General features: G+C 62.9%; 33 protein-coding genes. 10 read left to right on the forward strand and 23 right to left on the reverse strand.

Features of this window, described 5'->3' with window-relative positions:
* Positions 1-12: 12 nt before the first annotated feature.
* The 6 genes from AC0L2F_RS24910 to AC0L2F_RS24935 all read right to left on the reverse strand — a co-directional run bounded on the left by AC0L2F_RS24910 (position 13) and on the right by AC0L2F_RS24935 (position 5027).
* Positions 13-936, reverse strand: coding sequence for a cytochrome c oxidase assembly protein (locus AC0L2F_RS24910; protein WP_473250186.1), 924 nt, complete (start codon positions 934-936; stop codon positions 13-15).
* The gene (locus tag AC0L2F_RS24915) at positions 924-1277 is read right to left on the reverse strand and encodes a hypothetical protein (protein ID WP_473250187.1); all 354 of its coding nucleotides are present in this window, start codon (positions 1275-1277) and stop codon (positions 924-926) included. The genes AC0L2F_RS24910 and AC0L2F_RS24915 overlap by 13 nt, the downstream gene beginning before the upstream one ends.
* The gene (locus tag AC0L2F_RS24920) at positions 1274-1873 is read right to left on the reverse strand and encodes a cytochrome c oxidase subunit 3 (RefSeq protein WP_473250188.1); all 600 of its coding nucleotides are present in this window, start codon (positions 1871-1873) and stop codon (positions 1274-1276) included. The genes AC0L2F_RS24915 and AC0L2F_RS24920 overlap by 4 nt, the downstream gene beginning before the upstream one ends.
* Positions 1870-3777, reverse strand: coding sequence for a cytochrome c oxidase subunit I (ctaD, locus tag AC0L2F_RS24925; RefSeq protein WP_473250189.1), 1908 nt, complete (start codon positions 3775-3777; stop codon positions 1870-1872). Before ctaD ends, AC0L2F_RS24920 begins: the two co-directional genes overlap by 4 nt.
* A 2-nt stretch (positions 3778-3779) precedes the next feature.
* A complete protein-coding gene (gene coxB / locus AC0L2F_RS24930; protein ID WP_473250190.1) occupies positions 3780-4754 on the reverse strand; it encodes a cytochrome c oxidase subunit II in 975 nt (324 codons plus the stop codon).
* A gap of 150 nt (positions 4755-4904) precedes the next feature.
* Positions 4905-5027 (reverse strand): hypothetical protein, encoded by a 123-nt coding sequence (locus AC0L2F_RS24935; RefSeq protein ID WP_007613138.1) that lies wholly within the window; start codon positions 5025-5027, stop codon positions 4905-4907.
* Positions 5028-5158: 131 nt separating this feature from the next.
* Between AC0L2F_RS24935 and AC0L2F_RS24940 the strand changes: the two genes are divergently transcribed.
* Entirely contained in the window at positions 5159-5377 is a 219-nt protein-coding gene (locus AC0L2F_RS24940; RefSeq protein WP_007613137.1) for a DUF6894 family protein, read from the forward strand.
* A gap of 14 nt (positions 5378-5391) precedes the next feature.
* Complete coding sequence (locus AC0L2F_RS24945) at positions 5392-5874, forward strand: metallophosphoesterase family protein (RefSeq protein ID WP_473250191.1); 483 nt, start codon at positions 5392-5394, stop codon at positions 5872-5874.
* A 29-nt stretch (positions 5875-5903) separates the two neighbouring features.
* Here the strand turns inward: AC0L2F_RS24945 and AC0L2F_RS24950 are convergent, their stop codons facing one another.
* Together AC0L2F_RS24950 and AC0L2F_RS24955 are read right to left on the reverse strand one after the other, a co-directional pair.
* A complete protein-coding gene (locus AC0L2F_RS24950) occupies positions 5904-6092 on the reverse strand; it encodes a hypothetical protein (protein WP_473250192.1) in 189 nt (62 codons plus the stop codon).
* A 41-nt stretch (positions 6093-6133) separates the two neighbouring features.
* Positions 6134-6703: a DUF1236 domain-containing protein gene (locus tag AC0L2F_RS24955; protein WP_473250193.1), complete on the reverse strand. Its 570-nt coding sequence runs from the start codon at positions 6701-6703 to the stop codon at positions 6134-6136.
* Between the two features lie 149 nt (positions 6704-6852).
* On the opposite strand from AC0L2F_RS24955, the gene AC0L2F_RS24960 reads away from it, so the two are divergent.
* Complete coding sequence (locus tag AC0L2F_RS24960) at positions 6853-7026, forward strand: hypothetical protein (protein WP_197031172.1); 174 nt, start codon at positions 6853-6855, stop codon at positions 7024-7026.
* Positions 7027-7793: 767 nt separating this feature from the next.
* On the opposite strand, the gene AC0L2F_RS24965 is transcribed toward AC0L2F_RS24960, so the two are convergent.
* The gene (locus AC0L2F_RS24965; protein ID WP_473250194.1) at positions 7794-8009 is read right to left on the reverse strand and encodes a hypothetical protein; all 216 of its coding nucleotides are present in this window, start codon (positions 8007-8009) and stop codon (positions 7794-7796) included.
* Positions 8010-8097: 88 nt separating this feature from the next.
* Positions 8098-8472: a DUF4142 domain-containing protein gene (locus AC0L2F_RS24970; RefSeq protein WP_473250195.1), complete on the reverse strand. Its 375-nt coding sequence runs from the start codon at positions 8470-8472 to the stop codon at positions 8098-8100.
* Positions 8473-8741: 269 nt separating this feature from the next.
* Here AC0L2F_RS24970 and AC0L2F_RS24975 point away from each other — a divergent pair, with 269 nt between their 5' ends.
* The 5 genes from AC0L2F_RS24975 to AC0L2F_RS24995 all read left to right on the forward strand — a co-directional run bounded on the left by AC0L2F_RS24975 (position 8742) and on the right by AC0L2F_RS24995 (position 11627).
* Positions 8742-9251: a DUF2243 domain-containing protein gene (locus AC0L2F_RS24975; protein ID WP_473250196.1), complete on the forward strand. Its 510-nt coding sequence runs from the start codon at positions 8742-8744 to the stop codon at positions 9249-9251.
* Entirely contained in the window at positions 9223-9387 is a 165-nt protein-coding gene (locus tag AC0L2F_RS24980) for a hypothetical protein (RefSeq protein WP_473250197.1), read from the forward strand. The genes AC0L2F_RS24975 and AC0L2F_RS24980 overlap by 29 nt, the downstream gene beginning before the upstream one ends.
* 39 nt (positions 9388-9426) lie before the next feature.
* Positions 9427-10212: a succinate dehydrogenase iron-sulfur subunit gene (locus tag AC0L2F_RS24985; RefSeq protein WP_473250198.1), complete on the forward strand. Its 786-nt coding sequence runs from the start codon at positions 9427-9429 to the stop codon at positions 10210-10212.
* 74 nt (positions 10213-10286) lie between these two features.
* Positions 10287-10766 (forward strand): NUDIX hydrolase, encoded by a 480-nt coding sequence (locus AC0L2F_RS24990; protein ID WP_473250199.1) that lies wholly within the window; start codon positions 10287-10289, stop codon positions 10764-10766.
* Complete coding sequence (locus tag AC0L2F_RS24995) at positions 10767-11627, forward strand: SIR2 family NAD-dependent protein deacylase (protein ID WP_473250200.1); 861 nt, start codon at positions 10767-10769, stop codon at positions 11625-11627.
* A gap of 58 nt (positions 11628-11685) precedes the next feature.
* Here the strand turns inward: AC0L2F_RS24995 and AC0L2F_RS25000 are convergent, their stop codons facing one another.
* Positions 11686-12288, reverse strand: coding sequence for a NuoB/complex I 20 kDa subunit family protein (locus AC0L2F_RS25000; protein ID WP_473250201.1), 603 nt, complete (start codon positions 12286-12288; stop codon positions 11686-11688).
* A 226-nt stretch (positions 12289-12514) separates the two neighbouring features.
* Here AC0L2F_RS25000 and AC0L2F_RS25005 point away from each other — a divergent pair, with 226 nt between their 5' ends.
* Positions 12515-13012 carry a ferritin-like domain-containing protein gene (locus AC0L2F_RS25005; protein ID WP_473250202.1) on the forward strand — a complete coding sequence of 166 codons (498 nt, stop codon included), beginning with the start codon at positions 12515-12517 and terminating at the stop codon, positions 13010-13012.
* Between the two features lie 133 nt (positions 13013-13145).
* Complete coding sequence (locus AC0L2F_RS25010; RefSeq protein WP_007613108.1) at positions 13146-13406, forward strand: hypothetical protein; 261 nt, start codon at positions 13146-13148, stop codon at positions 13404-13406.
* A gap of 34 nt (positions 13407-13440) precedes the next feature.
* Here the strand turns inward: AC0L2F_RS25010 and AC0L2F_RS25015 are convergent, their stop codons facing one another.
* The 12 genes from AC0L2F_RS25015 to AC0L2F_RS25070 form a co-directional block, all read right to left on the reverse strand.
* Positions 13441-14508, reverse strand: coding sequence for a UDP-glucuronic acid decarboxylase family protein (locus AC0L2F_RS25015; protein ID WP_473250203.1), 1068 nt, complete (start codon positions 14506-14508; stop codon positions 13441-13443).
* Between the two features lie 13 nt (positions 14509-14521).
* Entirely contained in the window at positions 14522-15646 is a 1125-nt protein-coding gene (locus AC0L2F_RS25020) for a CgeB family protein (RefSeq protein WP_473250204.1), read from the reverse strand.
* A complete protein-coding gene (locus AC0L2F_RS25025; protein ID WP_473250205.1) occupies positions 15643-16731 on the reverse strand; it encodes a CgeB family protein in 1089 nt (362 codons plus the stop codon). Before AC0L2F_RS25025 ends, AC0L2F_RS25020 begins: the two co-directional genes overlap by 4 nt.
* A complete protein-coding gene (locus AC0L2F_RS25030) occupies positions 16728-17858 on the reverse strand; it encodes a CgeB family protein (protein ID WP_473250206.1) in 1131 nt (376 codons plus the stop codon). The genes AC0L2F_RS25025 and AC0L2F_RS25030 overlap by 4 nt, the downstream gene beginning before the upstream one ends.
* Positions 17855-18958 carry a glycosyltransferase family 4 protein gene (locus AC0L2F_RS25035; protein ID WP_473250207.1) on the reverse strand — a complete coding sequence of 368 codons (1104 nt, stop codon included), beginning with the start codon at positions 18956-18958 and terminating at the stop codon, positions 17855-17857. The genes AC0L2F_RS25030 and AC0L2F_RS25035 overlap by 4 nt, the downstream gene beginning before the upstream one ends.
* Entirely contained in the window at positions 18955-20241 is a 1287-nt protein-coding gene (locus AC0L2F_RS25040) for a TIGR04295 family B12-binding domain-containing radical SAM protein (protein ID WP_473250208.1), read from the reverse strand. Before AC0L2F_RS25040 ends, AC0L2F_RS25035 begins: the two co-directional genes overlap by 4 nt.
* The gene (locus AC0L2F_RS25045; protein ID WP_473250209.1) at positions 20238-21302 is read right to left on the reverse strand and encodes a GDP-mannose 4,6-dehydratase; all 1065 of its coding nucleotides are present in this window, start codon (positions 21300-21302) and stop codon (positions 20238-20240) included. The genes AC0L2F_RS25040 and AC0L2F_RS25045 overlap by 4 nt, the downstream gene beginning before the upstream one ends.
* Positions 21302-22414: an NAD-dependent epimerase/dehydratase family protein gene (locus AC0L2F_RS25050; protein WP_473250210.1), complete on the reverse strand. Its 1113-nt coding sequence runs from the start codon at positions 22412-22414 to the stop codon at positions 21302-21304. The genes AC0L2F_RS25045 and AC0L2F_RS25050 overlap by 1 nt, the downstream gene beginning before the upstream one ends.
* Positions 22415-22623: 209 nt before the next feature.
* Positions 22624-23829, reverse strand: a complete 1206-nt coding sequence (locus AC0L2F_RS25055) for a phosphopentomutase (RefSeq protein ID WP_473250211.1) — start codon at positions 23827-23829, stop codon at positions 22624-22626.
* Positions 23817-24770, reverse strand: a complete 954-nt coding sequence (locus tag AC0L2F_RS25060; RefSeq protein WP_473250212.1) for a glycoside hydrolase 5 family protein — start codon at positions 24768-24770, stop codon at positions 23817-23819. Before AC0L2F_RS25060 ends, AC0L2F_RS25055 begins: the two co-directional genes overlap by 13 nt.
* Complete coding sequence (locus AC0L2F_RS25065; protein ID WP_473250213.1) at positions 24767-25534, reverse strand: TIGR04290 family methyltransferase; 768 nt, start codon at positions 25532-25534, stop codon at positions 24767-24769. Before AC0L2F_RS25065 ends, AC0L2F_RS25060 begins: the two co-directional genes overlap by 4 nt.
* Complete coding sequence (locus tag AC0L2F_RS25070) at positions 25531-26340, reverse strand: nucleotidyltransferase family protein (RefSeq protein ID WP_473250214.1); 810 nt, start codon at positions 26338-26340, stop codon at positions 25531-25533. The genes AC0L2F_RS25065 and AC0L2F_RS25070 overlap by 4 nt, the downstream gene beginning before the upstream one ends.
* Position 26341: the final 1 nt, after the last annotated feature.

The following is a 26341-nucleotide window of genomic DNA, read 5'->3' on the forward strand; positions in this document are numbered from 1 at the left end:
ATGCAGCGTCGCTCAGCCCGGATGTTGAAGGAGCGGCAGGTGGGAATGCTCGCCGTTCGCAGTCAGCCACCGATGAGCGAAGAACAACGCAGCCCCCGTGTAGAGTATGCCCATGGGCACCCACATCAGGATGCCGGCGAGTTGCTGGTCCTCCAGTGCCGAGAGGCCGAATTCGCTGGCGAGAGCGCCCTGGCCTGGGATCCACAGCCTCGGCGACACTGTCAGCAGAGCCCCCAGCACACCCGAATGCAAAATCGTAATGAACAGGCACGCGACAGCGATGCCGTCGCGAATTCGTGTGCTACGACCCTGACCGCGGCCATGCAGCAGCACCCACCAGAACAACAGCGCGCTTGCGAAGAAGCTGATGTGCTGGAGACGATGGATGGCCGTATTCTCAAGCGCCCACGCATATAGCGGCGGTGCATGCCAGATCCAGAGCGCTGTGCCATGGAGGGCAGTCGCGCTCAGGGGGTGCCTGACAAAACGCCACGGCCACGCCAGTATCGGCCAATTGAGCATGCGACCAGCAGCCGGGCGCAGCCGGGCTGGCAGACTCCACAGCATTGGCCCATTGATCCGGGCGTACGCCATCAGCGGTGCCGCGACCACCATCAGGAGTTCGTGCTCGACCATGTGCGCGGTGAACAGACGCTCGCCGAGCCAGTGCAGTGGCGAGGTCACGGCCAGCGCGGCCACCAGCCATCCGGTCCAGAATGCGGCCACCTGGCGGAAGCTGACGCCGCGGCCGCCGCCCGCATGATGCCAGAGCCGCTGAGTTCCGACATAGAAGCCGATACCGACGGCATAGAGCGGGGCCATGAGCCAGGGATCGTAGCTCCACAGCGAGCCGGGATCGACATCCGACAGTCCGTGCGCATCGGCCCGCGCCGCGAGCAGTGCAAGCAGCAGTGCTGCAAGGCTCAGCGCAGGCATGGGTTGATCATGAGCGAGGCGGCGAACTGGTTCGCAATCACCAGCGCAAACAGCACGCCGGAGCCGACGCCGACCCAGGCCATGAACGTCCGTGGCCCGCCGCCTTGCGCATCCGTCCATTCAGCCCCCGCGCGGCGTCGAACCGCGCGGGCGGAAATGACAGTGCCCGCGAGCGAGACGACAGCCAGAACCGCACTCATGATCGCGCCGCTGATCCTGGTGTTCTCACAGGAGAAATGCGTCAGCACGTAGATCCCTTGCAGATTGATGCCCCATGCGAGAGGCCCCAGTGCAACACCGGCCCAGTAGAGCAGTCTGGAACGTCCCTCGGCTTCGGTCATAGGCGCGGCACCCAATCGAGCAGGACATAGAGCGGCAGCCAGGCGAGCACGACGAAGTTCCAATAAAACACGTTATCGGTCACGTCGCTGAACCGGCGCGGTTTCGCATGGCGCGTGAACATCAACACCGCCAGCACGACCGTGTCGCCGAGATCCGTGGCAAGGTGAGTCGTGTGTAGACCCAGAATGAGCCATACAACGGAGCCATAGGCTGAATTGTCCCAGCGGGTGTTGAGATGCGCGAACTCGAAGCCGCGCAGGACCAGCAGCGCGATGCCGATCATGGCCATAACGATGAGACCGATCCGCACCTTCGCGAGATCCTGCCGGTGTGCGGCGCGGTTGGTGAACTCGTTCGGGATGATGCTTAGTACATAAATCACCGTCTCGGCCGTCCCCGGCCAGAGATCCGGCGGGGAGGCTCCGATCGGCCAGGTCGGGGTGACTGCGTAGAGATAGAGGTAGGCGCCGATGGCAATGGCAAAGCCCATGCCTTCGAGGGCCATGAAACCCATGGCGCCCCACCACGGACCGCTGCGCGGACCGTAGCCGTAAGTCGGCAGGTCCGAGACGTCGCGGACGATCGTCTGTCTCACTCCTCGTCCTCCTTGCTGCCGGTCGGCCAGAACCAGCCGATCAAGGTCACGGCCATCGGCGGCGTTCCCCACAGCACGGCCCAAGGCGTGAAGATCGACCCGATGAAGAAGATTGTGGTCGCGATCGCCGTGAGCAGCGGCCAGATGTTCGGCTCGGGCGAAGCTTCGCGGGTCTGCGGCTCGGCTTCCGCCAGCGAGGTCAGGAGAACCTCGCGGCGTTCGGCGCTCAGACCCGCGACCACGGGCAGCCTCTCGCTGTCGGCCCACAGCGGATCGCGGTGTTTGACGACCGGAATGCGGTCGAAGTTCTGCGGCGGAGGCGGTGACGAGGTCGCCCATTCCAGCGTCGAGGCATCCCAGGGATTGTCACCCGCAAGCGCGCCCTTGCGCAGGCTGTAGATCACATTAACCACAAGCAGCGCGAAGCTGAGCGCGAACACGAATGCGCCGATGCTGGACAGCAGATTCAAATGAGCCCAGTCCATGTCGGCCGTATAAGTGTAGACGCGGCGCGGCATTCCGATCAGCCCGAGGATATGCATCGGGAAGAACGCGACGTTGAAGCCGATGAAGGCCAGCCAGAAATTCCAGCGCCCGAGCCGTTCGCTGAGCATGCGGCCGGTGATCTTGGGAAACCAGTAGTAGACCGCGCCCACCAGCGGGAAGACGGCGCCGCCGATCAGCACATAGTGGAAGTGGGCGACGACAAAATAGGTGTCGTGCACCTGGGTGTCGATCGGGACCGAGGCGACCATCACGCCTGACAGGCCGCCGAGCACGAAGATTACGATGAAGCCGAGCACGAACAGCAGCGGTGTCCGGTAGACCGGACGCCCGTCCCACAGCGTGGCCAGCCAGCAGAAGATCTGGAGTCCGCTCGGCACAGCGATCAGCATGCTGGACGCCGTGAACAGCCCGGCGCCGAGCTGGGGCAGGCCCGTGACGAACATGTGGTGAACCCAGAGGCCGAACGACAGGAAGCCGGTGGCGATCAGGGACAGGATAATGACGAGATAGCCGATCACCGGGCGGCGCGCGAAAGTGGCGAGAATCATCGACACCATTCCCGTGCCCGGGATGAAGATGATGTAGACCTCGGGATGGCCGAAGAACCAGAACAGATGCTGCCAGAGCAGGGGATGTCCGCCCGACGAGGAGTCGTAGAAGCGGGTGTTGACGAGGCGGTCCAGGATCAGCGACGTCGATGCGACCATGATCGACGGCATCGCGAACATCACCAGGAAGGCCGTCACCAGCATCGCCCAGACGAACAGGGGAATACGGTCGAGGGTCATCCCTGGCGCGCGGAGCTTGAACACGGTCACGACGATCTCGACCGCGACCGCGAGCGCCGCGACCTCGGTGAAGGTGATCATCTGCGCCCAGACGTCGGCCCGCTTGGTCGGTGTGAACTGCAGGCTGGAGAGCGGAACGTACGAAAACCAGCCGACGTCGGGGCCGACGTTGAACAGAAAGGAGATCCACAGAAAGCAGCCGCCGAACAGAAACATCCAATAGCTGAAGGCATTCAGGCGCGGAAAGGCGATGTTCCGCGTGCCAACCATCAACGGCACCAGATAGACGGCGAACGCCTCCATGACAGGCACGGCGAACAGGAACATCATCGTCGAGCCGTGCATCGTGAAGACCTGATTGTACTTGTCGGCCGAGAGAAACGTCTTCTCGGGCCCGGCAAGCTGAATGCGCATCAGGATCGCAAGAATGCCGCCGAGAAGCAGGAAGGCGAATGCGGTCAGGATGTAGCGACGTCCCACAACCTTGTGGTCGACCGACATGAGCGCACCGATAAGTCCAGACGGCGTGCGCCACACTCGCTCGAGCTGCGTCGAAAGCTGAAGGCCGTTCAGGACGTCGTCCCGCAATTCATTTGGTTCAGCGGCCATGCTCACTTGAGCTGCTCCAGATAATGAATGATCGCGATCAACTCGTCCGATTGCAGCGGCATCTTCGGCATGAGGTTGCCCGGCTTGATGTGCTGGGGATCGGCGATCCAGGCGCCGAGCGTCGCCGGGCTATTCGGCAGCGTCCCCGCCGCGATGCTCGTGCGGCTGCCGATATGCGTGAGATCCGGGCCGAGCTGCCCGCCCGCCAGCGTACCGCTGATGTTGTGGCACAAGGCGCATCCGCGCGCCCGGAACAGAGCCTCGCCCTGTTTGCCGAGCTGATCGGTAGGGCTGTTCGCGCTCTGGTTTTCATGGTCGCGCCAGCGGCCGAACTCGTCGGGCGACATCGCGATCACGGCGAATGCCATATGGGCGTGCTGGATCCCGCAGAACTCGGCGCATTGCCCGCGATAGATGCCCGCGTTCTTCGCCGTGAATTGCAGCTCGTTCTTCTGCCCGGGGATCAAGTCCATCTTGCCGGTCAGGCTCGGCACCCAGAAGCTGTGGATCACGTCGGCGGATTCCAGCTCGACCTTCACCGGCTGGCCGGTCGGGATCCGGATCTCGTTGGCGGTCACGAAACTGTGGTGCGGACTGTCAGCCTCATAGCGGACCTCCCACCACCATTGGTGGCCGATGATCTTCAGGATGTGGGCTTTCTCGTCCTTGGCAAAGACGGTGCGCTGACCGGCATAGCTGACAAGGGAGAGGCCGAGCACGATGACGGTGGTTGCAATCCCAAGCGCAAGAATGACGCGCCCGGAGCGTTCCTCGAAGGCCTGGTGAAGATCGAGCGGCCGATCGGCCGCGCGCTTCCGCCGCAACATTCCGACGCCCAAGACGATCACGACAGAGGTCCAGACGATCGCTGCTACAGCGAGGAAGGTGAACAGCGTGTGCAAGATCTGGCCCGATTGCGGCCCCTGAGGGTCAAGCGCCGACTGCCGGCCCGCGCACGCAGCAAGCGGCCACGTCATGCACAACACCAAAACCCTTCGCACCCAGACCGGCATTGACGTTTTGTCGCACTCCGCTTCACATGCGGAACCGGTCAGGCCTACAAAGGTTCCTATGCGCTGATCGGAGCGATTGGCCGAAGAGGGATATGTCCGACATCGATCACCGGACTAAAATGGCCACCCCTTCGCAGCGATCACGATGGCTGCGTCGCCTGCGGCCATCAGCAACAGGACGGCGAGACAGGCGATGATCGCGCCCGGCTGGGCAAGCACGCGCAACTCTCCGAGCATGTGTCGGCTCCAAAAGCACAGCAATGCCGCGATGACCCTGAGGGTTCCTGCGGACGTGCCAGGAGTTGACGTGCGAGCGCCGGAACGAAGGCTCGACATCGCGCGTTCCTGCGACGGATTCGAGGGTTCACGTGCCGCGCTATCATTTCGATCTGGTCGATTCGAAGACCGTTGCAGACGAGGGAGGTGCTGAATTGCCTGACGACATCATGGCGCTGGATGTCGCCGAGGAGATCGCGAAGAGGCTCCTTGCGGTGCGTCCCGAACTCAGAAATCGTCATTTTTCCATCCTGGTCACGAACCAAGAGGGTGAGGAGATCGGCAAGGTGCCACTGGATGTCCTGCACTGAAGCCTTGGTCTGACATGGCATTGAGGATCACGGCGTTGAGGATCGGAGTGATCTCGGATACGCACGGCCTTCTCAGACCTGAGGCCGAACACCGTCTTGCGGGGGTGTCGCATATCCTCCATGCCGGTGATATCGGCGCGCCGGAGGTTCTGGAGAGGCTTTGCCGAATAGCGCACGTCACCGCGATCAGGGGAAACGTCGACGTCGGCAGTTGGGCGAGGCGCTATCCCGAAACCGAAACAGTGCACCTCGGCGCTCGTTGTTTCTACCTCCTTCACGATCTCAAGGCGCTCACCATCGACCCTGCGGCAACCGGTGTGAACGTGGTGATATCAGGACATTCGCATCGGGTGCAGGTCAACACGATCAACGGAGTGCTTTTCCTGAATCCCGGGAGCGCCGGTCCAAGGCGCTTCAAGCTGCCGATCACGCTGGCAACGCTCGATCTGGATGAGAACGGCGACCTGCGGCCCACCATCCATGAGCTCGACGCGTGAACGAGGTACGTGCGTGGCAGCTGTGGCAGCTAGTGGGTATTCGATCTTTGCCACCGTTCCAGATCGATCGGGGGACGCTTTGGGTCGATCTGCTCCTTCTCGGGATTTCCCTGCCAAGGCTGGTCCGTCTGCCGGTGGGTTGGCAAATCGGTCTGCTGTCGCGGATCGTCGGCCGGGGTTTCTCTCGGGTCGTTCTCAGGTGCTTTCGCTCTCGGCATAAGCTGTCCTCTCTACAATTTGTCGAAGCGGCGGCACGCGATCAGCGTACCCCAGCGATGATTGCGGCCACGCGGCGCGAATGCTGATCGACGATGACGAGATCATTCCCGGCGATCAGGTACTGGTCGCCCCAGAACCCGTTCAGAACTTGCGTGACCTCGGGCGGCAAGTCGGCCACCTCGGTCTGGCGTGGCACGGAAGTGCCGATCATCATCTCGAAATTCGGGCGATCCATTGTCGGGCTATGCGCCGATGAGATGATGGCGCGGAGCTGCTCGCGTTGCTGATCGTTGAGGCCAGCCGGCTGGGCGGTCTGCTTCACATCCCGCGCACGGGCGCCGGTCGCGTCCTCATTGCCGGCCGGGTTTTCCTTGGCAGCTTTGCTGACGGCTTCGCGCTGCGTCGGAACTCCCGTGCCCACCGTCGTGGCCGCCGCACCTTTGTCTGCTCCTGTGGAGGGGCGGCCCAGATAGTCCGTTGCCCCGAACATCTGCGGGACGGCGAACCAGACAATGAAACCTACAAACAGAACCGCGGCCACGACCGATCCCGCCATCATCAGCTTCCGGGTTCCGTCCTTCTCCGTTTTCCGCGATAGATCCTTGACCATGAACTGAAAGCCTTCGGTATGAACTGCGGGGTCAACACGGGCAGGAATCCTTCGTTCCTAGGGGCATGCATCAGCATCGATCAGGAACGACCGCCGCCGCATCTCATTGCCAGCGCATGAGGTCGCGAGACCTAAACACGGAGCATGCAATGACCAAAATGCCCCCCGTACCGCCAGAGCAGCGCAGCGACAAGGGACCCGGATCTGATCCTAGAATCGAGACGGACGAAAAAGTCCCCGGCCGTGAGAACTTCGACACGCAAGGACGTCATGGCAACATCAAGCAGAACACGACGAACCAAGGCTACCAGCAGGATCGATGAATGCCACACAAGAACTCAGACACTGAGCGCTTCGGTGGTCCGGGCTCCTCGCGGCAGGACCGCAAGCACCCTGAAAAGGGAGGTCGCGAGCACGAGCGACCTGCGCCCGGAACGCCCACCAACGACCGCAAATCACACGTCTCCGGAGGCGGTGGTGAGCGCGATCAACATCACACGCACGATGATCGTGAGAGGAGCTGAGCAATGGCTAGGAGAACTTCGAGCTTGATGCTGATCGGCTTCCTGGCGACCGCGTCGATAGGGGCCGCGTCGGCGCAGAGTGGCGGCGGCGGTGGTGGTGGTTCGGGAGGATCGGGCGGAGCAAGCGCGAGCAGCACGAGCGGCGGCACCGGCGGTGCTACAAGCCCTGGGTCGGCCGGCGGTGCCTCAAGCCTCGGGTCTGCAGGTCCCGGGTCTGCAGGTCCTGGGTCTGCAGGCCTTGGGTCTGCGGGAGCTACAAACCAGACTGGCGGTGCATCGCCCAGCCTGGGCAATCCAGCCGACACGGCCGCGGCTTCGCGCGGCACGACGGCTACCGGCACGAACACCGCTGGAACGGCCCAATCGACCGGTGGTGGTCCGCGAGGATCGACTACGGTCGGGCGGGCCGGCAATCCTGCGGGAGGAACCAGCAGCGGACGGATCGACGGAACTGCGACACCCGGTCCGTCAATGCCGGGCGACGCCGAAATACGCTCGGAGAACTCTCAGGATTCCCACGTCGATCGGAAGATCAAGAGCATCTGCAAAGGCTGTTAGATAGGCGATCAGGACGCGGGGTTTTCCGGCGTCCAATCGAGGTCGTCCTCGCTTCGAGGTTCGGGGTCGGGCGAGCAGGGCTTGATCTTCAGGTCGTCCTCGAGCCTGGGTTGAGCGCCGCCGCTTTCGACCAGACCAGCGTCGTCAGCCTTTTTCAGGGCTTCCTCTTTCGTTGAAAACATCCGGCTCAGTTTTTCGTCGTCCTTGAACAGGGCATACGCCATATCGGCTCCTCGCGATTCGAATCATCGAAGACTTTGACGGGGCCGACACACACGGCCACCGCCGCTCTTTTGCCGCTGGGGTGAACCTCTAGCCGACTTCCCTGAGATTGCTCAGGATCGCAAGGTGACGCTGAATGATCGGCCGCGACATCTGTGCGACCTGCTGTTCGACGGGGTTGCCGCCGGATCGCAAATAAGACGTGTTGAGCGCGAGCAATTCACGGTGCCCGCGGATCTGCCCCTGTACATACATCCGGTCGAAGGGACCCGACGGTGTGGCCTGAAGACGCTGAAAAAGGGCGGCATGATCCGGCCGCAGCGGTGCCGATCCCGGCGCTGCTCCGAGTGCGCTCGCGACCTGGACCTGTTCGGCGATCTCTGCATTGGCGAAATTGACGATGTCGGGATTGCCGGTGCGCGTCAGGGCGAGGTGACTCGTCTGCATCGCAAACGACCCACCCATGAGGTCGGCCGTTCGAAAATCCCGCTGCGGGACCTCAGCATTATGAAATCTCCAATGTTGAATTCACAAGACGCTGCGACCGTTTCGAACGTTCCTATCATCGCCGTAAACCGCCGAGCGATGCTCCGCCTGATGTTATCGGCATCGTGGCATGAGCCGGCAGGTTAACGCAGGTTATTGGCACGGGAAGCGCGTCATGATCATAGGAACGGCAGCACTGAGGACGGTTTGTCCATCATCCAGATGCCGACCGACGCACGAGTCAATTCATGCAAGACAGCAATTCATCCAGCTTCCCGATTTCCGCGGGTGTCCTTCTCGGGCTTGGTCTGGGCGGGTTTTTCGATGGCATCGTGTTTCATCAGTTGCTGCAATGGCATCATATGTTAAGCGGCTGGTACCCGCTCGACTCCTTCGACAACGTCAAGCTCAACACGACTTGGGACGGTATCTTCCACAGCGCGGCCTATGTTGTTGTGCTGCTCGGCCTGTACGTGCTGTGGCAACGGGCGCGCAGATCCGACATTCACTGGTCGCGCGGCCAGTGTCTCGGCGCGATCTTGCTCGGTTGGGGCATCTTCAATCTGGTTGAAGGCGTGATGGACCATGAGATCTTGAAGCTGCATCGGGTGAATGAGACGGTCCCTGACGAGCAGCGCATCTTCTGGGACATCGGCTTCCTGCTATGGGGTGCGGCCATGCTGGTTGTCGGCGTCGCCGTGGCGCGTGCTTGCAAGCAAGGGAGGGTCCATGCGGAAAGCAGTCTACAGGCTCGCTAGAGAGACCCCGCCGGCTCTGGTCTATGCCATTTTCATATTGCTGCTGGTGCTGGCGATGGCACCGGTGTTTCGCATCGTGCTGTTTGGTGTGTCGCTGGACAATCTCCTGCAACTCCGTTGCTTCAATCCCAACTGATGCGCGGTTATCAACGCCTCATGTCCGTCCGGAGGTAATATGGTCGAGTTCAGGCTTCCGAAACACTCCCGCGTCGAAAAGGGAAGGATCTGGCCCAAGCCGGACAGCAAATCGTTGCGCGAATCCCAGGTCTATCGCTGGAATCCCGACGACGGTCGCAATCCGCGGCTCGACACCTACTTCGTCGATATGAGCGATTGCGGGCCCATGGTGCTGGACGGTCTGATCTGGATCAAGAACAACATCGACTCTACGCTGACATTCAGACGGTCCTGCCGCGAAGGCGTGTGCGGCTCCTGCTCGATGAATATCGCCGGCCAGAACGCGCTCGCCTGCACCAAGTCCATGAGCGAGGACGTCCCGCAAGGCGAGCCGCTGCGCGTCCTGCCTTTGCCGCACCAGCCCGTGGTGAAGGACCTCGTTCCGGACCTGACGAATTTCTACGCCCAGCTCGCATTGATCGAGCCTTGGCTGCAAACCGTGTCGCCCACGCCGCAGAAGGAATGGCGGCAGAGCCATGAGGATCGGGCCAAGCTCGACGGTCTCTACGAATGCATCCTCTGCGCCTGCTGCTCGACGTCTTGTCCAAGCTACTGGTGGAATTCCGAGCGTTTCCTCGGCCCAGCGGCCCTGATCCAGGCGGCCCGCTGGGTCAACGACAGCCGCGACGAAGCGACAGGCGAGCGTCTCGACAAGCTTGAAGACCCCTTCAGGATCTATCGCTGTCACACCATCCTCAACTGCGCGAAGGCGTGTCCCAAGGGCTTGAATCCGGGCGAAGCCATTTCCGGATTGCGCCTCAAGATGGTCGAATGGAAGTTCTGATCGGAGATGGACGCTCCCCGCAGAAAGGAACAATGGCTGCGGCGTAGGCTTATCGACCAAATTGGAGGCGCCCGATGGGCAAGAAACAATTCGCCGCGTTGCCGTTCACGCTGAACAATTCCGAATTGCGCGTGATGCTGATCACGACCAGGCGCAAGGGCAGGTGGAGCGTCCCGAAGGGATCTCCGATGCGCAAGACGGAGCCGCATCGTACGGCTGCGCTGGAGGCGTACGAGGAGGCCGGTCTTGTCGGCGTCACCGCAAAGCGCGCGCTCGGGTCCTTCAAGCATCGCAAGCGGAAGGGTGATCGCAAGCGGACCATGGACGTCGCCGTCTTTCCCATGAGGGTCCACGGGCAGGAGCGCTGGTGGCCGGAAAAGGGAGAGCGCGAAGCAATCTGGGTCTCGCCGAAGAAGGCGAGCCGTCTGGTGCACAAGGCGCAGCTTCGGCGTCTAATCGCACGCTTCGCGGCGCAGACGGAGAAGACCCCCTCCTCACCGTTGGTCGATGCTGTGACTCGAGAAACCCGGGTGCCCTCCAATAATTCAAGGTAGATGAACCAGCAGGCGACCGGACACGCATTCGAGGAGCGACCGCCTCGTGAGGTCCTGGCCGCTGCGGTCAAGCGGCGCTGCGCGATCCTGTTCGTCGGCGCCGGCGTCTCGATCGCTGTCGGCCTGCCGTCCTGGCAATTTCTGATCGACCATCTGCTGGATGACCTTGGACTTGAACGCAACGTGATCGATGGAATGCACGGCGGCTACCAGATGCTGCCGGAGTACTACCGGCTGAAGCGCGGCGGAATTGGCCCGCTCCGCAGCTGGCTCCACCGCAACTGGCGCGTCGACCCGGACAGGATCGCGGCCTCACGGCTCCACCAGCTGATTGTGGAGCTCGATTTTCCGACCATTTGCACCACGAACTACGACCGCAACCTCGAGACGGCATTCGAGGTTCTGGAAAAGCCCTATGCCAAGATCAGCAACGCAAAGGACATTGCAAGCGCCCGTTCCGGCGTCACGCACATCATCAAGTTTCATGGCGACTTCGACGACGATGCCTCGCTCGTCCTGACCGAGACCGACTTCCTCAACCGGCTCGCGTTCGACTTGCCACTCGATATCCGGTTTCGCGCCGATGCCTTGGGCAGCACGCTGCTTTTCATCGGATACAGCATGTCCGATCCCAATATTCGGCTCCTGCTGCACCGTATTTGGCAGAGTTGGGACGAATCCGGGCACCGCCAGGACCGACCAAGGTCCTTTGTTTTCGTCACGCAGCGCAATCCGGTGCAGGAAGCGGTATTGGCGAACTGGGGTATCACCACCATAGCGCCGCCTGACGGCGTCAGCCCGGATGATGGTGTTAGCCGGTTTTTGCTGGACATCCGCCAGCGTATCGACCGAGAGACCTAACGCGGACCCTGGCGCGCTGAAACGCTGATGTCCATTCAAGTCCGAGTTGGTCAGCTCACTAGCGCTCGATCGTGCCGATCCGCCGGATCTTCTTCTGAAGCAGCATCACGCCGTACAGCAGCGCCTCTGCAGTTGGCGGGCAGCCGGGCACGTAGATGTCGACAGGCACGACGCGATCGCAGCCGCGCACGACCGAGTACGAATAGTGGTAGTAACCACCGCCGTTGGCGCACGACCCCATCGAGATCACGTAGCGCGGCTCAGGCATCTGATCGTAGATTTTGCGAAACGCCGGCGCCATCTTGTTGGTGAGCGTGCCCGCGACGATGATCACATCTGACTGGCGTGGCGACGCGCGCGGCGCGAATCCGAAGCGTTCGGCGTCATACCGCGGCATCGACATCTGCATCATCTCGACCGCGCAGCAGGCGAGCCCGAACGTCATCCACATCAGCGACCCGGTTCGCGCCCAGGTGATCAGCTCCTCCGCGCTTGCCGTGAAGAAGCCCTTGTCCGCAAGATCGTCGCGAATCGTCATGAAGAACGGATCGGAAGCGTTGTCCGGCGGTCCCTCACCGGGCCGGCCAAATCCGGGCCTGCCCGGTCCAGGCCGGCCAAACGAAGGACCTGAGTTGCTGACGTGCGGAGAGCTGCCTGTCATTCTTGTCCCTGAGCGCTGCGGTCGTTCGGCGATGCGACCACCCGCTCCGGGAAACAGCCATTTGTATGCGGCGTTCCTGCGGCGGCAAGGGGATTTGTGTTCTGTTATCGCAGGTTAGCTTCGGGTCCGGCGGCCGGGCCCAACGTTGGCATCACGGATCACCCTAGGAACGATCCACCGAAACTGCGGTTGGCGGCAACAAGGCCCATGAAATGGAGAACATGAAATGACGAACGCAGCCCGCGATACATTCGTAGTCGGATTACGTAATGCGCATGCGATGGAAGTGCAGGCGCGAGAGCTGATGGAACGTCAGTCGGAACGACTGGACGAATATCCCGAGGTCAAGGCCAAGGTCGCCGCCCACCTTCAAGAGACCAACGAGCAGCTGAAGCGCTTGGAGAGATGCCTGGAAGCCTGCGGCGAGAGTACCTCCAGCCTCAAGGATACGACGCAATCCATGATGGCGAACATGCAAGCCATGGCACATTCAGTTGCCGGCGACGAGATTCTCAAGAACACATTCGCCAACAATGCCTTCGAGAATTTCGAGATCGCTGCCTACAAATCTTTGCTCGCCCTCTGCGGCGCCGCTGGGCTCGCGGAGGCCAAGGAGCCGCTCGAGACATCGCTGAAGGAGGAGCAGCGCATGGCCGCCTGGATCGACTCAAACGTCGAGAAGGTGACAATGGAATATCTGGCGCATCAGCGCCAGGCAGCCTGATCGTACTCCATCGCCATCACGGCGAGACCGCCGGTCCCGTCTGGTGCGAGACCGGCGGGTTCGGCCGCTAAGGTTGCCTGCGCTCTCATATGGGCTCGCAGGACCGAAACCCTCTCATCCGCGTTTTGCTGTCATGGCGCACATCATCTTCAGCGACTACCGCAATCCTGCTGCCGAACAGGCCTATGAGATCGCATGGGACTTTCTCGCCCGCAGCGGGGCGATCCACGATGAGTTCGAGGCGTGCGTATTTCTCGCCCAGCGCATCACCATGATGGTCGAGGAAGGCCAGGAAAACCGGATCCGGATGGCCAATCGCGCGATCTCCGAATACCAGTACCATCTCGAGAACTTCTGCAAGCGGGCCCGCGGCGCGGCTGCTTCACGGGCTTGAGAGCTTGCGAGGGCCCGTGGGTGCTTTCCGCTGATCACTGCCGATCGGCGATCGTCAGCTGGCCGCGTGCCCCGGTACGTCCGCCCCTGCGCGGTGCAATGGCAGGAACGAGTGCCGGCGCTTCCCCGGCCATGCGCATGGCGAAATAGGCGATCGTCGCCCTGAGACCGTCTTTGAGCGCCACGCGCGGGCGCCATCCCAGCGCTCGAACGGCTGTGTCGATCACCGGTTTGCGGCGCTTTGGATCGTCCTTGGGCAACTCCTCGAACCGGAGCGGGGAAATTGAGTCCGTGTACGCCAGCACGTCGCGCGCAATAGCCTCGATGGTGACCTCGTGGGGGTTGCCCAGATTGCACGGACCGGTAATCGAGGATGGACTCTCCATGAGCAGCTGGAGGCCGCGCACGAGATCGTCGACGAAACAGAAGCTCCTGGTCTGCGTACCACCTCCATAGATCGTGATCGGCTCTCCGCGAAGTGCCTGCACGATGAAGTTGGAGACCACGCGTCCGTCATTCTCCAGCATCCGGGGCCCATAGGTGTTGAAGATGCGCGCGACCTTGATGTCGACCCCGTACATGCGATGGTAATCGAACATCAGCGTCTCCGCGGCCCGCTTGCCCTCGTCGTAGCAGGCCCGGGGTCCGATCGGATTGACGTTGCCGAGATAGGTTTCGGGCTGGGGATGGACCTCGGGATCGCCGTAGACTTCGCTGGTCGATGCCTGCAGCACCCGGGCGCCTTTCCGCTGCGCGAGCTCCAGCATGTTGATGGTGCCGAGCACGCACGTCTTCATCGTGCCGACCGGATCTTTCTGATAGTGACGGGGCGACGCCGGGCAGGCGAGGCTGTAGATCCGGTCGATGTCGCCCTCGATCTCAGCGGGATCGCGCACGTCGTGTTCGATGAAGCGAAAGTTCGGATGATTGAGCAGCGGCCGGATGTTGTCGATCGTTCCCGTAAACAGGTTGTCGAGGCAGATCACGGTGTGGCCGTGCTGCAGAAGCGCGTCGCAGAGGTGGGATCCGATGAAGCCGGCGCCGCCGGCCACCAGAACGGTGGGAGAGCGGCGGGACGCGTTGATGCGGGTCTGAAGTGTCATGGTGCTCTGCCTTTCAGATTTGAGCGACCTGCATGGGACGCGAGGCGGGAAGTTGCGGGGCTTTCCGGCGGCGACGCACCGATGCCTCGGCGTAGTAGGTCTCCACTTGCCGGGCGCGATGGTCGGAGGTGTGGTCGGCCAGAACGCGGCGCCGTGCGTTTTCCGCGATCGTGCGCCTTTGCTCCTCGGGCATGTCGCGCAGGATCTCCATGACGTCGCGGGGGCTCGATGCGAGCAGGATTTCCCGGGAAGGCTCGAAGACGGTCTCGATTCCAGGCCACCGGTCCGAGATGACGGGCGTGCCGCACGCGGCCGCTTCGAACAGCCGAACGCTGGGCGAGAAGCCGAGCGCGCGCATGTCGGCGCGGGTGGCGTTTAGCGTAAAGCGTTGCTCTGCGTAAAAGTCCGGATGATGTTTGGGTGTAAGGTGCTCGATCCGGGCGACATTGGCAGGCCAGACCACCTCATCGGGATATTGCGCGCCGGCGACGACGAATTGCTGGCGTGACAGAGTGCGAGCAGGGGCGAGCAGCAACTGCTCCAGAACCGGCTGCCGGTCCTCGCTGTAGGTTCCGAGATAGCCTAGTGCCCATTTCTGCTCCGCGCGTTGCGGCGCGTAGATGTCGGTGTCGGCACTGCAATACAGCACCCGAGCTAGCGGACTGCCATAGTTCTCCTCGATCATGCCGGGCACCGGGCCGCCGGCAAAGGACAAATAAAGGTCGAAGCGCGGGATCATCGCAGCGGACAGGTAGTCCAGGCCCTGCTCGAGCTTCGCAAGCGTGACGGGCGTGTCGATGTCGTAGAAGGCGGTAATCCCCCGGGCATGGGTCGTGATCCATTCGGAGATCGCGATGCCTTCGGGCACGTAGGAGCCGATGACGACCAGATCGGCATCCCGGATCATCTTTCCGAAACGCTGCGGGATGTCCTTCAAGGATTGATAAAGCTCGACAGTCCAAGCGGAAGGCTTGGCAAGATCACGATGCTCGCGATACCAGGGGACGTCGCGTTCCAGAAATGTGACCTGGTGACCTCGTCGTGCCAGGGCTTCGATCAGGGCGCGGTAGGTCGTGGCATGGCCATTGCCCCAGGACGAAGTAACCGAAAGACCGACGACGACGATATTGAGGTTCATTCTGCTGCCTCGATTCGCGAATTGCTTGCGGCAAAGAGATTGTTGAACTGGCGCGCGCGCTGCCGGTAGGTGTGATGGCTCAGAATGCGCGCACGAGCGCGCGCTGCGATCGCCTGGGCCCGGTCGGAGCGCAGTGCGGCAAGATGCTCTGCGACCTCCGCCCTGCTCGCGGCCACCAGCACCTCGCGATCTGGCTCGAGAAAATGATCAATGCCGTCCCACTGGTCGGTGATCAGGCAGGCTCCGGCACCAATGGCTTCGAACACGCGTGTTGGCGGCGAGAAGCCGTAGCGCGCCATGCTGTCGCGATTGACGTTCAGCGTAGCCAGACCGGAGCCGAAGAAGGCGTTGTGGTCGCCGGTGCCGACATGCCCGACCTTGCGCAGATTGGCTGGCGTGTCTTTGGAGTCCCACCCCGATCCACCGAGCAGGAACGTCTTGTCCGGCAATTGGCGTGCGACATCGATAAAGAACCGCTCGACGCGTTGCTCGCGATCAGGGAGGCGATTTGCCAGCAAGCTCAGATCGCACGCGAAGTGTGGATTTGGCGGAGCCGGAAAGTGTGTGGCGGGGTCGAGCGCATTGTAGATCGGCACGCAGTCCCGCGCGCCGATGCCGCGATAGGCGGATACGACGGCATCGCCGCCGCCATAGGTCAAAACCATGTCGTAGGACCGGATCGCATGGCGCAGATGATGGTCTGGATTGTCCGCCACCGACTCCAGCGTCGCGGGGGCATCGACGTCCCAGTAGATGCGCATTGCATTCGACGGAATTTCGGCGACCGCGTTCTCCAGTTCCCGATCGAAGACACCGACGCCGCTGGCCTTGACCAGCATGTCGGACGACCGTGCGGCTTCGTCGAGCGAGCTTCGCCAGCCGTCGGGCGTCGCGGCATAGACCACCACCTCCGCCCAGTCGGGATCGTCGATGTCGCGATGGGCCTGGCGCTCGAAAGCATCGGGCTCGAAGAATGTGACGTCGTGGCCGAGGGCGGCAATCTCCTTCAGCATGCCGCGGTAATAGGTGGCGGCACCGTTCCAGTAGGATGAGACGAGGCTGGATCCGAAGAAGCAGATCTTCATGCGGAGGCTCCGAGATATCGCAAGGGCTGTGTGGCGTGGCCTGAGGCCCTGAGGTCCTGCACGATGCCGACTAGCTGCTCCGCCCGGTGACGGCAGGTGTGACGCTCCTTGATTGTCCGGAGTCCGGTCTCCACGGTAGCGGACCATAACTCCCGGTCATCGAACAGCGTACGAAGCGCCCGCTTCATTTCGGTGCCGTCAGCGGCGCTCAGATAGGCACCTTCCGGGAACAGGCCTTCCGCGTCTGACCAAGGGGCCGAGACCAGTGGAATGCCGCACGCCATCGCCTCGAAGACGCGAATGGTTGGAATGCCCGGAAGCAAGCGGACATAGGGGCCGCGGGGAACGTGGACAGTCGCGCGCGCGCCGGCGAAAGCAATGGGAGCCCAGTGTGCGGGCAGCCAGCCGCCATACCGAATGCCTGCCGCCTGAATGGTCGCGAGCGCCGCGTCCGAATAGCGGACGCCATAGACCCCCGCGCGCAGCTTCAACTCGGCCACGGGTTCGACCAGAAATTCGTTGAGCTCGGCGCTGCGTTCGCCGTCGCCCCAATTGCCAATCCAGACGACATCGTCGGTGCGCTCGATATCTGGCAGCGGATGGTACAGGGCGATGTCGGCCGCCTCGTGCCAGGTGAAGGCCCGGTCGGCCCAGCCGAGCTTCAGATAGATTTGACGAAGGATCTCTCCGAAGGCGAGCACACCGTCGAAGCCGTCGAGGTCGAATTGCGCAAGTTCGTCCGGTGAGCTGACGGCGCGATGATGGGTGTCGTGGAACAGCAGCGTGAACGGAGCGCCGTGAGCCCGTCTCGATCCGATGTCTGCGATCAGATCAGGCGAATTCCATTCGTGGACGACGACGAGATCGGCGCCGTGCAAGGCTTCATCGAGATCAAGGGCGGCGTCGTAGCGACGGATACCGATGCCGGGAAACAGCATTGGAATATCCTCCATCGTCTGACTGCCACCCTCGCGGATCGCATTCAAGCGGCTCCAGCCGTCGATCGGCTCGAACACGACGACCTCATGACCCAGCGCGTGAAGTTCGCGGGCATAGCCGCGCAGGAAATGGGCATTGCCGTTGTTCCAGCAGGAGGTGAACGCGTGGTAGAACAGAACACATTTCATGCGCGTACCTCCATGGGGGCGGGCGCCTGATGGACGGCAAGCAGCTCCTCGTAGAGGCTGAGATAGGCGCTCGTGGTTCGGGTCAGCGAGTAGGTCAGGGAATGCTCAAAGGCGGCACGTTGCAGCCGCACCCGCTCGCGATCGTCGGTGCACAGACCTGCGAGTGCTCGATGCAGCGCCTTGCTGTCGGTGGGATCGACGAACAGCGCGGCCTCGCTCCACAATTCCCTGAAAGTGGGAATGTCGGATAGGACGAGCGCACATCCCGCCGCCGCGGCTTCCAGAACGGAGAGGCCGAACGGCTCGTAGAGCGCGGGGCTGGCGAAAATGGCGGCGTGCTGCAAGTGCGCGCGCATGGCTTCGTGAGGCAAATGCCCGAGCCAGGTGACGGAAGCGGAAGGGCGTTCATCCGCCGGCCCGGCGACCTGAACGGGCCAGTCCAGCCCAGGCGCTGTAGCCGCCAGGACCTCGATGTTCTTGGCGCGGTCCCAGAGCCGGCCCGCCGCAAAGATCATGGCTTGCTTCCGTCCTGCAAAACCGTGAGGACTAATTCCATTCCAGATCACGACGCCGCGCGAGCGAGGCCGATAGATTTCCGCAATGTCATCGTGGAAGGACTGGCTGGGACAAACCCAGGCCTGTGCCGTGTCGAGTGCGGCCGTCACTCGTTCGGTGTAGCCGCGCCATTTCGGTTCGCCGAGCCAGCTCGTATCGCGGCAGGCGAGCCCCCAGGAGTTGACGCAGGAATGCGCGACGACCACCACCGGAGCGCGCCAGGCGAAGGTCGCCTCGCGAAAACTGTTGAGGTGAACGACGTCAGGCCGCATTCCGGCTTCGAGCTTCGCAAGGACGCGCCTGGCCTGGGCCAGATCTTGTCCTTCCGGGTCCTGCCATTCGAGTGCAAGGTCCGTTTCGATCAGGCGGACCCGCGAGCCACACAGCATCTCAAGCTGGCCGGCCCGCGCGCGCGGGCCCATCGTCACCAGGGTGACGTCGGCGCCCTCCGCAGCAAGGGACGAAGCAAGCGATGACGAGTAGGTCCAGACGCCGCCGACGGTATCGGTCGTCATCAGGATCCTGAGCTGCGAGCTGCGGCTCATGATGCCACCTGCAGTTCGAGAGCCTCGAGCGGGACCGGGCGATCGTTCTGCACGTCGCTGAACTGATCGAACATCGCGAGATAGTGCCGGTGCGCGCGCTCCCAGGCGAAATCGTCGGGCTCGCCCCACAGCTTTCGATAATCCGGCGAGCCCGGATAGGGATACAGCGGGACCGGATCGTTTGCCCAGATGCCGGCGTCCTGCATGGTGCGGCGCCAGCGCTGCACGACGGGGTCCTCGTCCTCGGGGACTTCGATCAAATTGGCCTGCACGAAAGGAACGTGACGGCGCGCTTCAACCAGCCGTTCGGCAAGCTGGTCGGTCGTCATCTTGCAGTTCTTGGCGAGCGCGGCGCGGCCCTCGACCGTAAGACTCTCGATGCCGGCTTCGATCGAGACGCAGCCGGCGCGGCCGAGCAGAGCCAGCATGTCCGGCTTCCAGAGGTCGATGCGGGTCTGCACCCCGAACTTCAGCCCGCGTGTGGTCAGCCCTTCCAGCAGTTCCGCGTTCGGTAGGAAAATCTCGTCGATGAAATAGACATATTCGATGCCCTGATGACGCAGGCCATCGATCTCTTCGAGAACGATGGAGGGAGGCCGCTTGCGGTAGGCGTTGCGGAAGTTCTCCTTGGCGCAGAAGGTGCAGTTGTACGGACATCCCCTGGACGACTCGACCTCGGCGCCGGGCGCCTGCGGCTCGGCTTCGAAACGGTGGTGGTGATGGTGGTGCCGCCGGATCATCTCCTCCGGCCAGTCGAGCGGCGGCTGATCCTTGAATGCGACCGCCTGCGGGCCGCCATTGACGCGGAGCGATGCGCCATCGGCGAAGCACAGGCCCGGAAAATCCCGCTCGCCATTGGCCAGACGCAGCAACGATGCCTCGCACTCGCCCATCACGACGATGTCGGTGCCGAGCTTTCGAAGCGCGGCCCTTGGCACTGTCGAACCGTGGGGACCCACCGCGATGAGGATCGGAGCCAAGTCGCGCACCGCCATCGCAAGCTCCTGCGGAACGCGGAGCTCGGGAGGGGCACAGCGCCAGAACAGATAGGTCGGTGCCGTCGTGATGACGATCTGGTCGGGGCCGAACGCGCGCAGCTCGGCTTCGATATCGGCGAGGGAAAGATCGAACATGTGGGCGTCGAGCAGCAGCGTCCTGTGCCCGGCCGCCTTCAGGTAATGCTCAGAGATCCCGAGTTCGAGCGGAAGGTGAGGGGATCGGCAGCCGAAATAGATGCTGCCGCCAAAATCCCAGTTTGGGTTGATGAGGGCAACACGCATCATGCCAGCGCCTCGCGATTGCCTTGTGACGATCCGAACCTGCCGTCTAGCCAGGTGTGAAGGGATCGCAGACCGTCTGCGAGTGAAACCTGAGGGGCCCAGCCGAGCGCGTTGGAGAGTGCGCGCGTGTCGGTGACGTACCAGGGCTGATCCCCGGGCCTCCAATCGGCAAAGCGATAGGCCACCTTGCGGCCGGTCAGATCGGTGATGCGGTCGATCAATTCCAGCAGACTGATCGCGTTGGCCGGACCGCCGCCGAGATTGAAGACGCGTCCACGGGCGAGCGCGATGCCATCGAGCACGGCGAGCCAGGCCGAGGCCGCGTCGGAGACGTGAAGCGCATCGCGGACCTGATGGCCGTCGCCATAGATCGTCAGCTCTTTATTGCGGATGGCGCTCAGCAGGAAATGCGCGATCCAGCCCTGATCCTCGGTGCCGAATTGGCGGGGCCCATAGATGCAGCTCATCCGCATCACCACGGTCTGCAGGCCGTAGACCCGCGCATAGTCATGAACGTATTGATCCGCCGTTCCCTTGGAGCATCCATAGGGGCTGTAGAAGTCGAGCGGCGCATTTTCCGAGATGCCGGGGGCGAGCAGGCCGCTTGTCGGCGTGTAGCGGCGGCCGGTGAGCGCGATGTCGCCATCGTCGATCAGGCGTCCGTAGACCTTGTTGGTCGAGGCGAACACGATCGGCGCGGTGTTGTTGTGGAGCCGCACGGCTTCGAGCACGTTCAATGTGCCACGCGCATTGATCTCGAAATCGGCGGCCGGATCGCTCACGCTGTCGGTGACGGCGACCTGCGCGGCCAAGTGCAGCACGGCGCGGGCTTCGCGGACGGCGTCGATCACCGGGATCGGCTCGCGAATGTCGGCCACGGTGATTGTGACCCGGTCGCCATGCCGGGACTTCAGCCACTGCGCATTCTCCCGCACGCCGGCGCGGGCGAGATTATCCAGGATCAGAACCGGCTCGCCGCGCTCCGCCAGGCGGTCGGCGAGGTTGCAGCCGATAAACCCGCAGCCGCCGGTGATCAGGACCGGTCTGTTGTCTCGTTCACTCATCACGCGACCAATCCTCGTTGCTGCAGCTCCCTGGTGGCTCGCTCGGCCTGATCGTCAGCGATCTGGTCGGCGAGATACTCCGCCAGCTCTTCGAGCCCATCCCTGAATGCGACGCGAGGTTCGAAGCCGAGCACGTCGCGGGATTTTCCCATGTCGGCGAAACAGTGCCGGATATCCCCGGCGCGATATTTCCGCGTCAGCTCGGGCGCAATGTCGCGGCGCCCCATGACTTCGGCCAGATCCTCCGCGACCGAGAGAATGGTGCGGCTCTGGCCGGAGCCGACGTTGAAGACGTCGTGCGCGTGCTCCGCCTCCAGCGCCATTCGGCAGGCGCGGGCGACATCATGCACATGGACGAAGTCGCGGCGCTGCCGGCCGTCCTCGAAGACGAGGGGAGGGCGGCCGTTGAGCAGCCGGGCGGCAAAGATGGCCAGCACACCGGTATACGGATTGGACAGGGCCTGACGCGGCCCGAACGCATTGAAGAAGCGTAGCGCCACGGTCGGGATGCCATAAGCTTTTCCCGTGATCAGGCACATGCGCTCCTGCGCATATTTGTTGAGCGCATAGATCGAGCTCAGCGAAGGCTGCTTTGTCTCCGGCGTCGGGACGGGATCGAGCGGGTTGCCGGCTGCATCGCGCAGCTCCCAATCGCCGCGGCGAAGCTGCTCGACCGCCCGCTCCTCGCAGGCGACCACACTCTGATCGGCGCTCCGGTAAAGACCTTCGCCGTAAATGCTCATGGACGAGGCCACCACGAGCCGCGCGACCGGGCGTTTGGATAGTGTTTGCAACAGCACGGCGGTACCGAGCTCGTTGGTTCTGACATAGGGTTCGATGTCGTACATGCTCTGGCCGACGCCGACTGCTGATGCGAGATGCAGGACCATGTCGGTGCCGCGCAACGCATGATCGACCGCGTGAGCGTCGGTGACGTCACCGACGACGAGCTCCGCGTCTTTGGCAAGGTAGGCGGGACGCTGGCGGTTGCCTCCGTGGACCTGCGGCGAGAGATTGTCGAGCAGCCGGACTTCATAGCCGGCCGCCAGCAGCGCGTCGGCTGCATGCGATCCGATGAATCCCGCACCTCCAGTGATCAATACTCGCGTCATTCACCGCTCCGTGCCGCCGTGAGATCGATCCTGCGGGATCAATCCGTGATGAGAATGAAAGCGCGCTGCTGTTCTGGTCGGGCGACCGGCGCGCCAGTCACATTTGGGAGTAGAAGCGATGCAAGGAATGTTCGTTCCTGCGAAACCTACAAACGAATATTTCTCTAACCTGGATCAATAACCCAGGTGAATCTGCCGGGTGCAGCGGGCTAGAAATGCAAGCCGTGAACCGGCGCCTGCAGTTCGAGATGGCTCGCAACCGTCGCGCCGATGTCCGCAAATCCGGCGCGCTTGCCGATCGGAGAAGTTGACCGGGGGCTCCATGCCAAAATCGGCACTTGTTCCCGCGTGTGGTCGGTACCGCTCCAGGTCGGGTCGCAACCATGATCGGCCGTGATGATCAGGAAATCATCGTCGCGCAGGCGGTTCAGCAGATCCGGAACGCGCGCATCGAATGTTTCGAGCGCCGCTGCATAGCCCGCGACGTCGCGCCGATGGCCGTACAGCGTGTCGAAATCGATGAAGTTGGCAAACAACATCCCGCCCTCCGCGAGAGAGGCCAACCCATCGAGCGTGGCATCGAACAGCGCCTGATTGCCATCGCCGCGCAGGTTCCTCCCAGTCCCGCGATGGGCGAAGATGTCATCGATCTTGCCGATCGTGACGATGTCACGGCCTGCGCTTTCGGCAAGATCGAGGATCGTCCGTTCCGGCGGCGGAACGGAAAAGTCCTTCCTGTGCGCTGTTCGCTTGAAGTCACCTGCCGACGTGCCGATGAAGGGACGTGCGATGACGCGGCCGATGTTGAGGGGGTCGACCAATCGGCGGGCGACGCGGCAGACCTCATAGAGGCGTTCGAGTCCGAACGTCTCCTCGTCCGCTGCGACCTGAAACACGCTGTCGGCCGATGTATAGCAGATCGGTTCGCCCGTTCTGATGTGACGCTCGCCGAATTCCGCGATGATCTCGGTGCCGGAGGCGTGGCAGTTCCCGAGGATGCCGGGCAAACGAGCCTGTTCGCACAGGCTCTCCATCAAATCGCGCGGGAAGCACGGCTTGGTTCTGGGAAAATAGCCCCAGTCGAATGACACCGGCACGCCGGCGATCTCCCAATGGCCGGATGGCGTGTCCTTGCCTTTGGAGATCTCGCTCGCGCAGCCAAATCGCGCCTGCTCAGGCCGGCCGTCGAGCCCCGGCGGTACGCGCCCGGTGGCGAGACGGCAAGCCTGCCCAAGTCCGAGCGCAACCAGATTGGGAAGCCGAAGCGGCCCCTCCCGGCGCGGTCCGTCGGCATTTCCGGCCATGCACATCTCAGCAATGTGGCCGACGGTATCGGCACCCTCGTCGCCGTAATTGACGGCATCGGGCGCGGCGCCGATCCCGACGGAGTCCATCACCAGGATCAGGGCACGCATGTCGGCTCCGAGATGGCCGGGCGCGAAGACGCTGCCGACGGCGCGAGCCCGGTTTTCGCGCAATAGCGTTCGACCATCTGTGCGCAGAAATCCGCGAACTCGTTCACGTCGAGCGGCGGGCTGGTGTGATGAGGCTCGATACCCCGATGTTCCGGGGTGAAGCAGAAGGTCACTGTGACCTGAAACTCGGCCAGCGCGTCCATCTGCCGATCGAACCAGTCGAGCGCGTTGGGACGGAAGCTGTCGGCCCAGGACAGGCCGGTCCTGAGATGCTGCACGCCCAGCCGGCGCATCCAGCGCACGGCGTCATCGAGGCGGTGGTCCTCGAAGTGAAACCACTGGCACAGGCCCATCGCAGGTGCATATTGGCCGAACAGGTCCACCGAGGCTTTCGGGGTTCCGTCCTCGCGCAGCAGCCCCATGTGGAAGTGCCGATAGTACGACGAGCCTTCAGCTTCCTTGTGCCGCGTGGTTGCCTCCCAGCTCGAAGGAAGATCGTAGAGGCTGTACCAGTGAATTCGCGGCGCCCGGCCGATCAACAACTCCGCCGTTCGGGTCATTCCCCAGGCCTGCACCTCCTCGGCACCGAAGGACGAGACTCCCACCTCGCTCACCCACACCGGCAGGGAAGTGACGGCCTTGATCTCGTCGATCTTGGCCGGCCATTCCGCGATCTGCCACAGGTTCCAGTCCAGCGGAAAGCCGTGCACGGCCACGGCATCGACATGATCGAGCACGCCGCGCGCCTGCATATTGCGGATGAAGGACGGATCAATCGGCGATATGCCGCCAAGCACGCGCGGGAGCGTGGGATGCGCGCTGCGGATCGCCTTTCCCGCAGCGAGCGCCAGGTTTGCGAACATGGTCCAATCCGGATCGATCAGGATGTCCCAGTGCGACTTGTTGTTGGGCTCGTTCCAGATCTTGGCGGCTTCGATCATCGGCCGGTCTCCCGCGACGGATAGACCGGACCTTCCGCCTGCGGCCTTGTCACCCGCTTGCAGAGATAGACTTCCTCTTCCGGATGCGCTGCGATCGCAAAGCCGGCGCTACGCAGCATGGCTTCGGCGCAGGCGCGGTTCGGCACCCACCAATTGGTGGGGTCGTCGGCATATTTGTTCTCGATGAAGTGCAGCTTTGGATAGCCCGGGGAATCGAACTGATCGGTGGTCCAGAAGTCGTAGTTCTTGTCGAGGGGATCTACGCGGCTGTCGCCGCGCTGCATCGACTGGAACAGCAGGAGATCGCCGGCGACGTGCTCGTGGATCAGGTCGAGTGCCAGCAGAGGGTGCCGCAGGTGATAGAGCACGCCCATGAAGATCACGAGATCGAACTTTTCGCGGAGTTGTCCGACATCATAGGCTGACATCTTGCGGAATTCGATCCTGAGCCCGTTCACCTCAGCCGCGAAGCGCGCTTGCGCGAGATATTCGTCGTCGGTGTCCAGGCCGAGAACGCGCTCGGCGCCGCGCCGCTTCATCTCCATGGCGTAGAAGCCGGCATTGCAGCCGATATCGAGCACGGTCTTGCCTTCGAGACGGTCCGGGATGATTCCGGAGAAGCGGCGCCATTTCACGTTGGGGTAGTCGCCGAGAAAGTGTGAAGGCGCGGTCGGCACGCCGTTCAGGTCCAGATTGTGAAACCATGGCCCGAGGGCATCGACGCGCTGGCGGATTTCCTCGCGGGAGAGGGCGCCACTGCTCATGCGGTCACTCCATTGTTCATTGCGTGGGCCGGGCGGGCGGCCTCCGGCGAACCGCCGGCCAGCAGTCGAGAGCGTCCGTTCCCGGCGGAGCTTTCCGCGAGCAACGCCATTGCCGTCCGGTAGCCGTCGATGGTGCCGACGTCGACATAGGATTCGCCGGCCTTGACGCCGAAACCCTGGCCGCCGGCCGCGATGTAGGCATTGACGAGTGTCCCGAAATATTCATCCCGGCGCTCGCGCTTCGTCCACAGCGACTGGAGCTCGCGAAATCCGTTGCCGGACATCTTGAAGGCGCCCCATATCCATTTCGACGCCGCATCCGGCTGCTTGACCTGGATCTCGGTGACGCGGTCGCCGTCGAGCACGACGGCATCGAAGAACTCGGGGTGCTCGACTGGAAACAGCAGAAACGACAGGTCGGCGGCCGGCAACGCCTGCAGCGCTGTCTTTGGGAACCAGACGGTGTCCGGAAGTCCGACCAGGATGTCTTCGTCGTGGCCGACCACCGTGCCCGCCCTGAACACGGCATCGCACAGCCCCGACGCATCGGGCTGCACGACATAGGCGAGCTGGGCGCTGCCGTAATGATCGCCGAAATATTCGAGGATGTCCGATTTGCCGGGGGAGATCACGAAGCAGATCTTGTCGGCCCCCCCAAGGATCAGCCGCTCCAGCAGATATTCGGAGACGGCGCACGGACGGTCGACGCCATCGTCCCGTTGGCTTCCGACCGGAAGCAACTCCTTGGAGAAGGCGAGCGGCTGGATGCGGCTGCCGCGGCCCGCGGCCGGAACGATGCCCCACATG

The sequence above is a fragment of the Bradyrhizobium sp. Ken64 genome, from assembly GCF_055807555.1.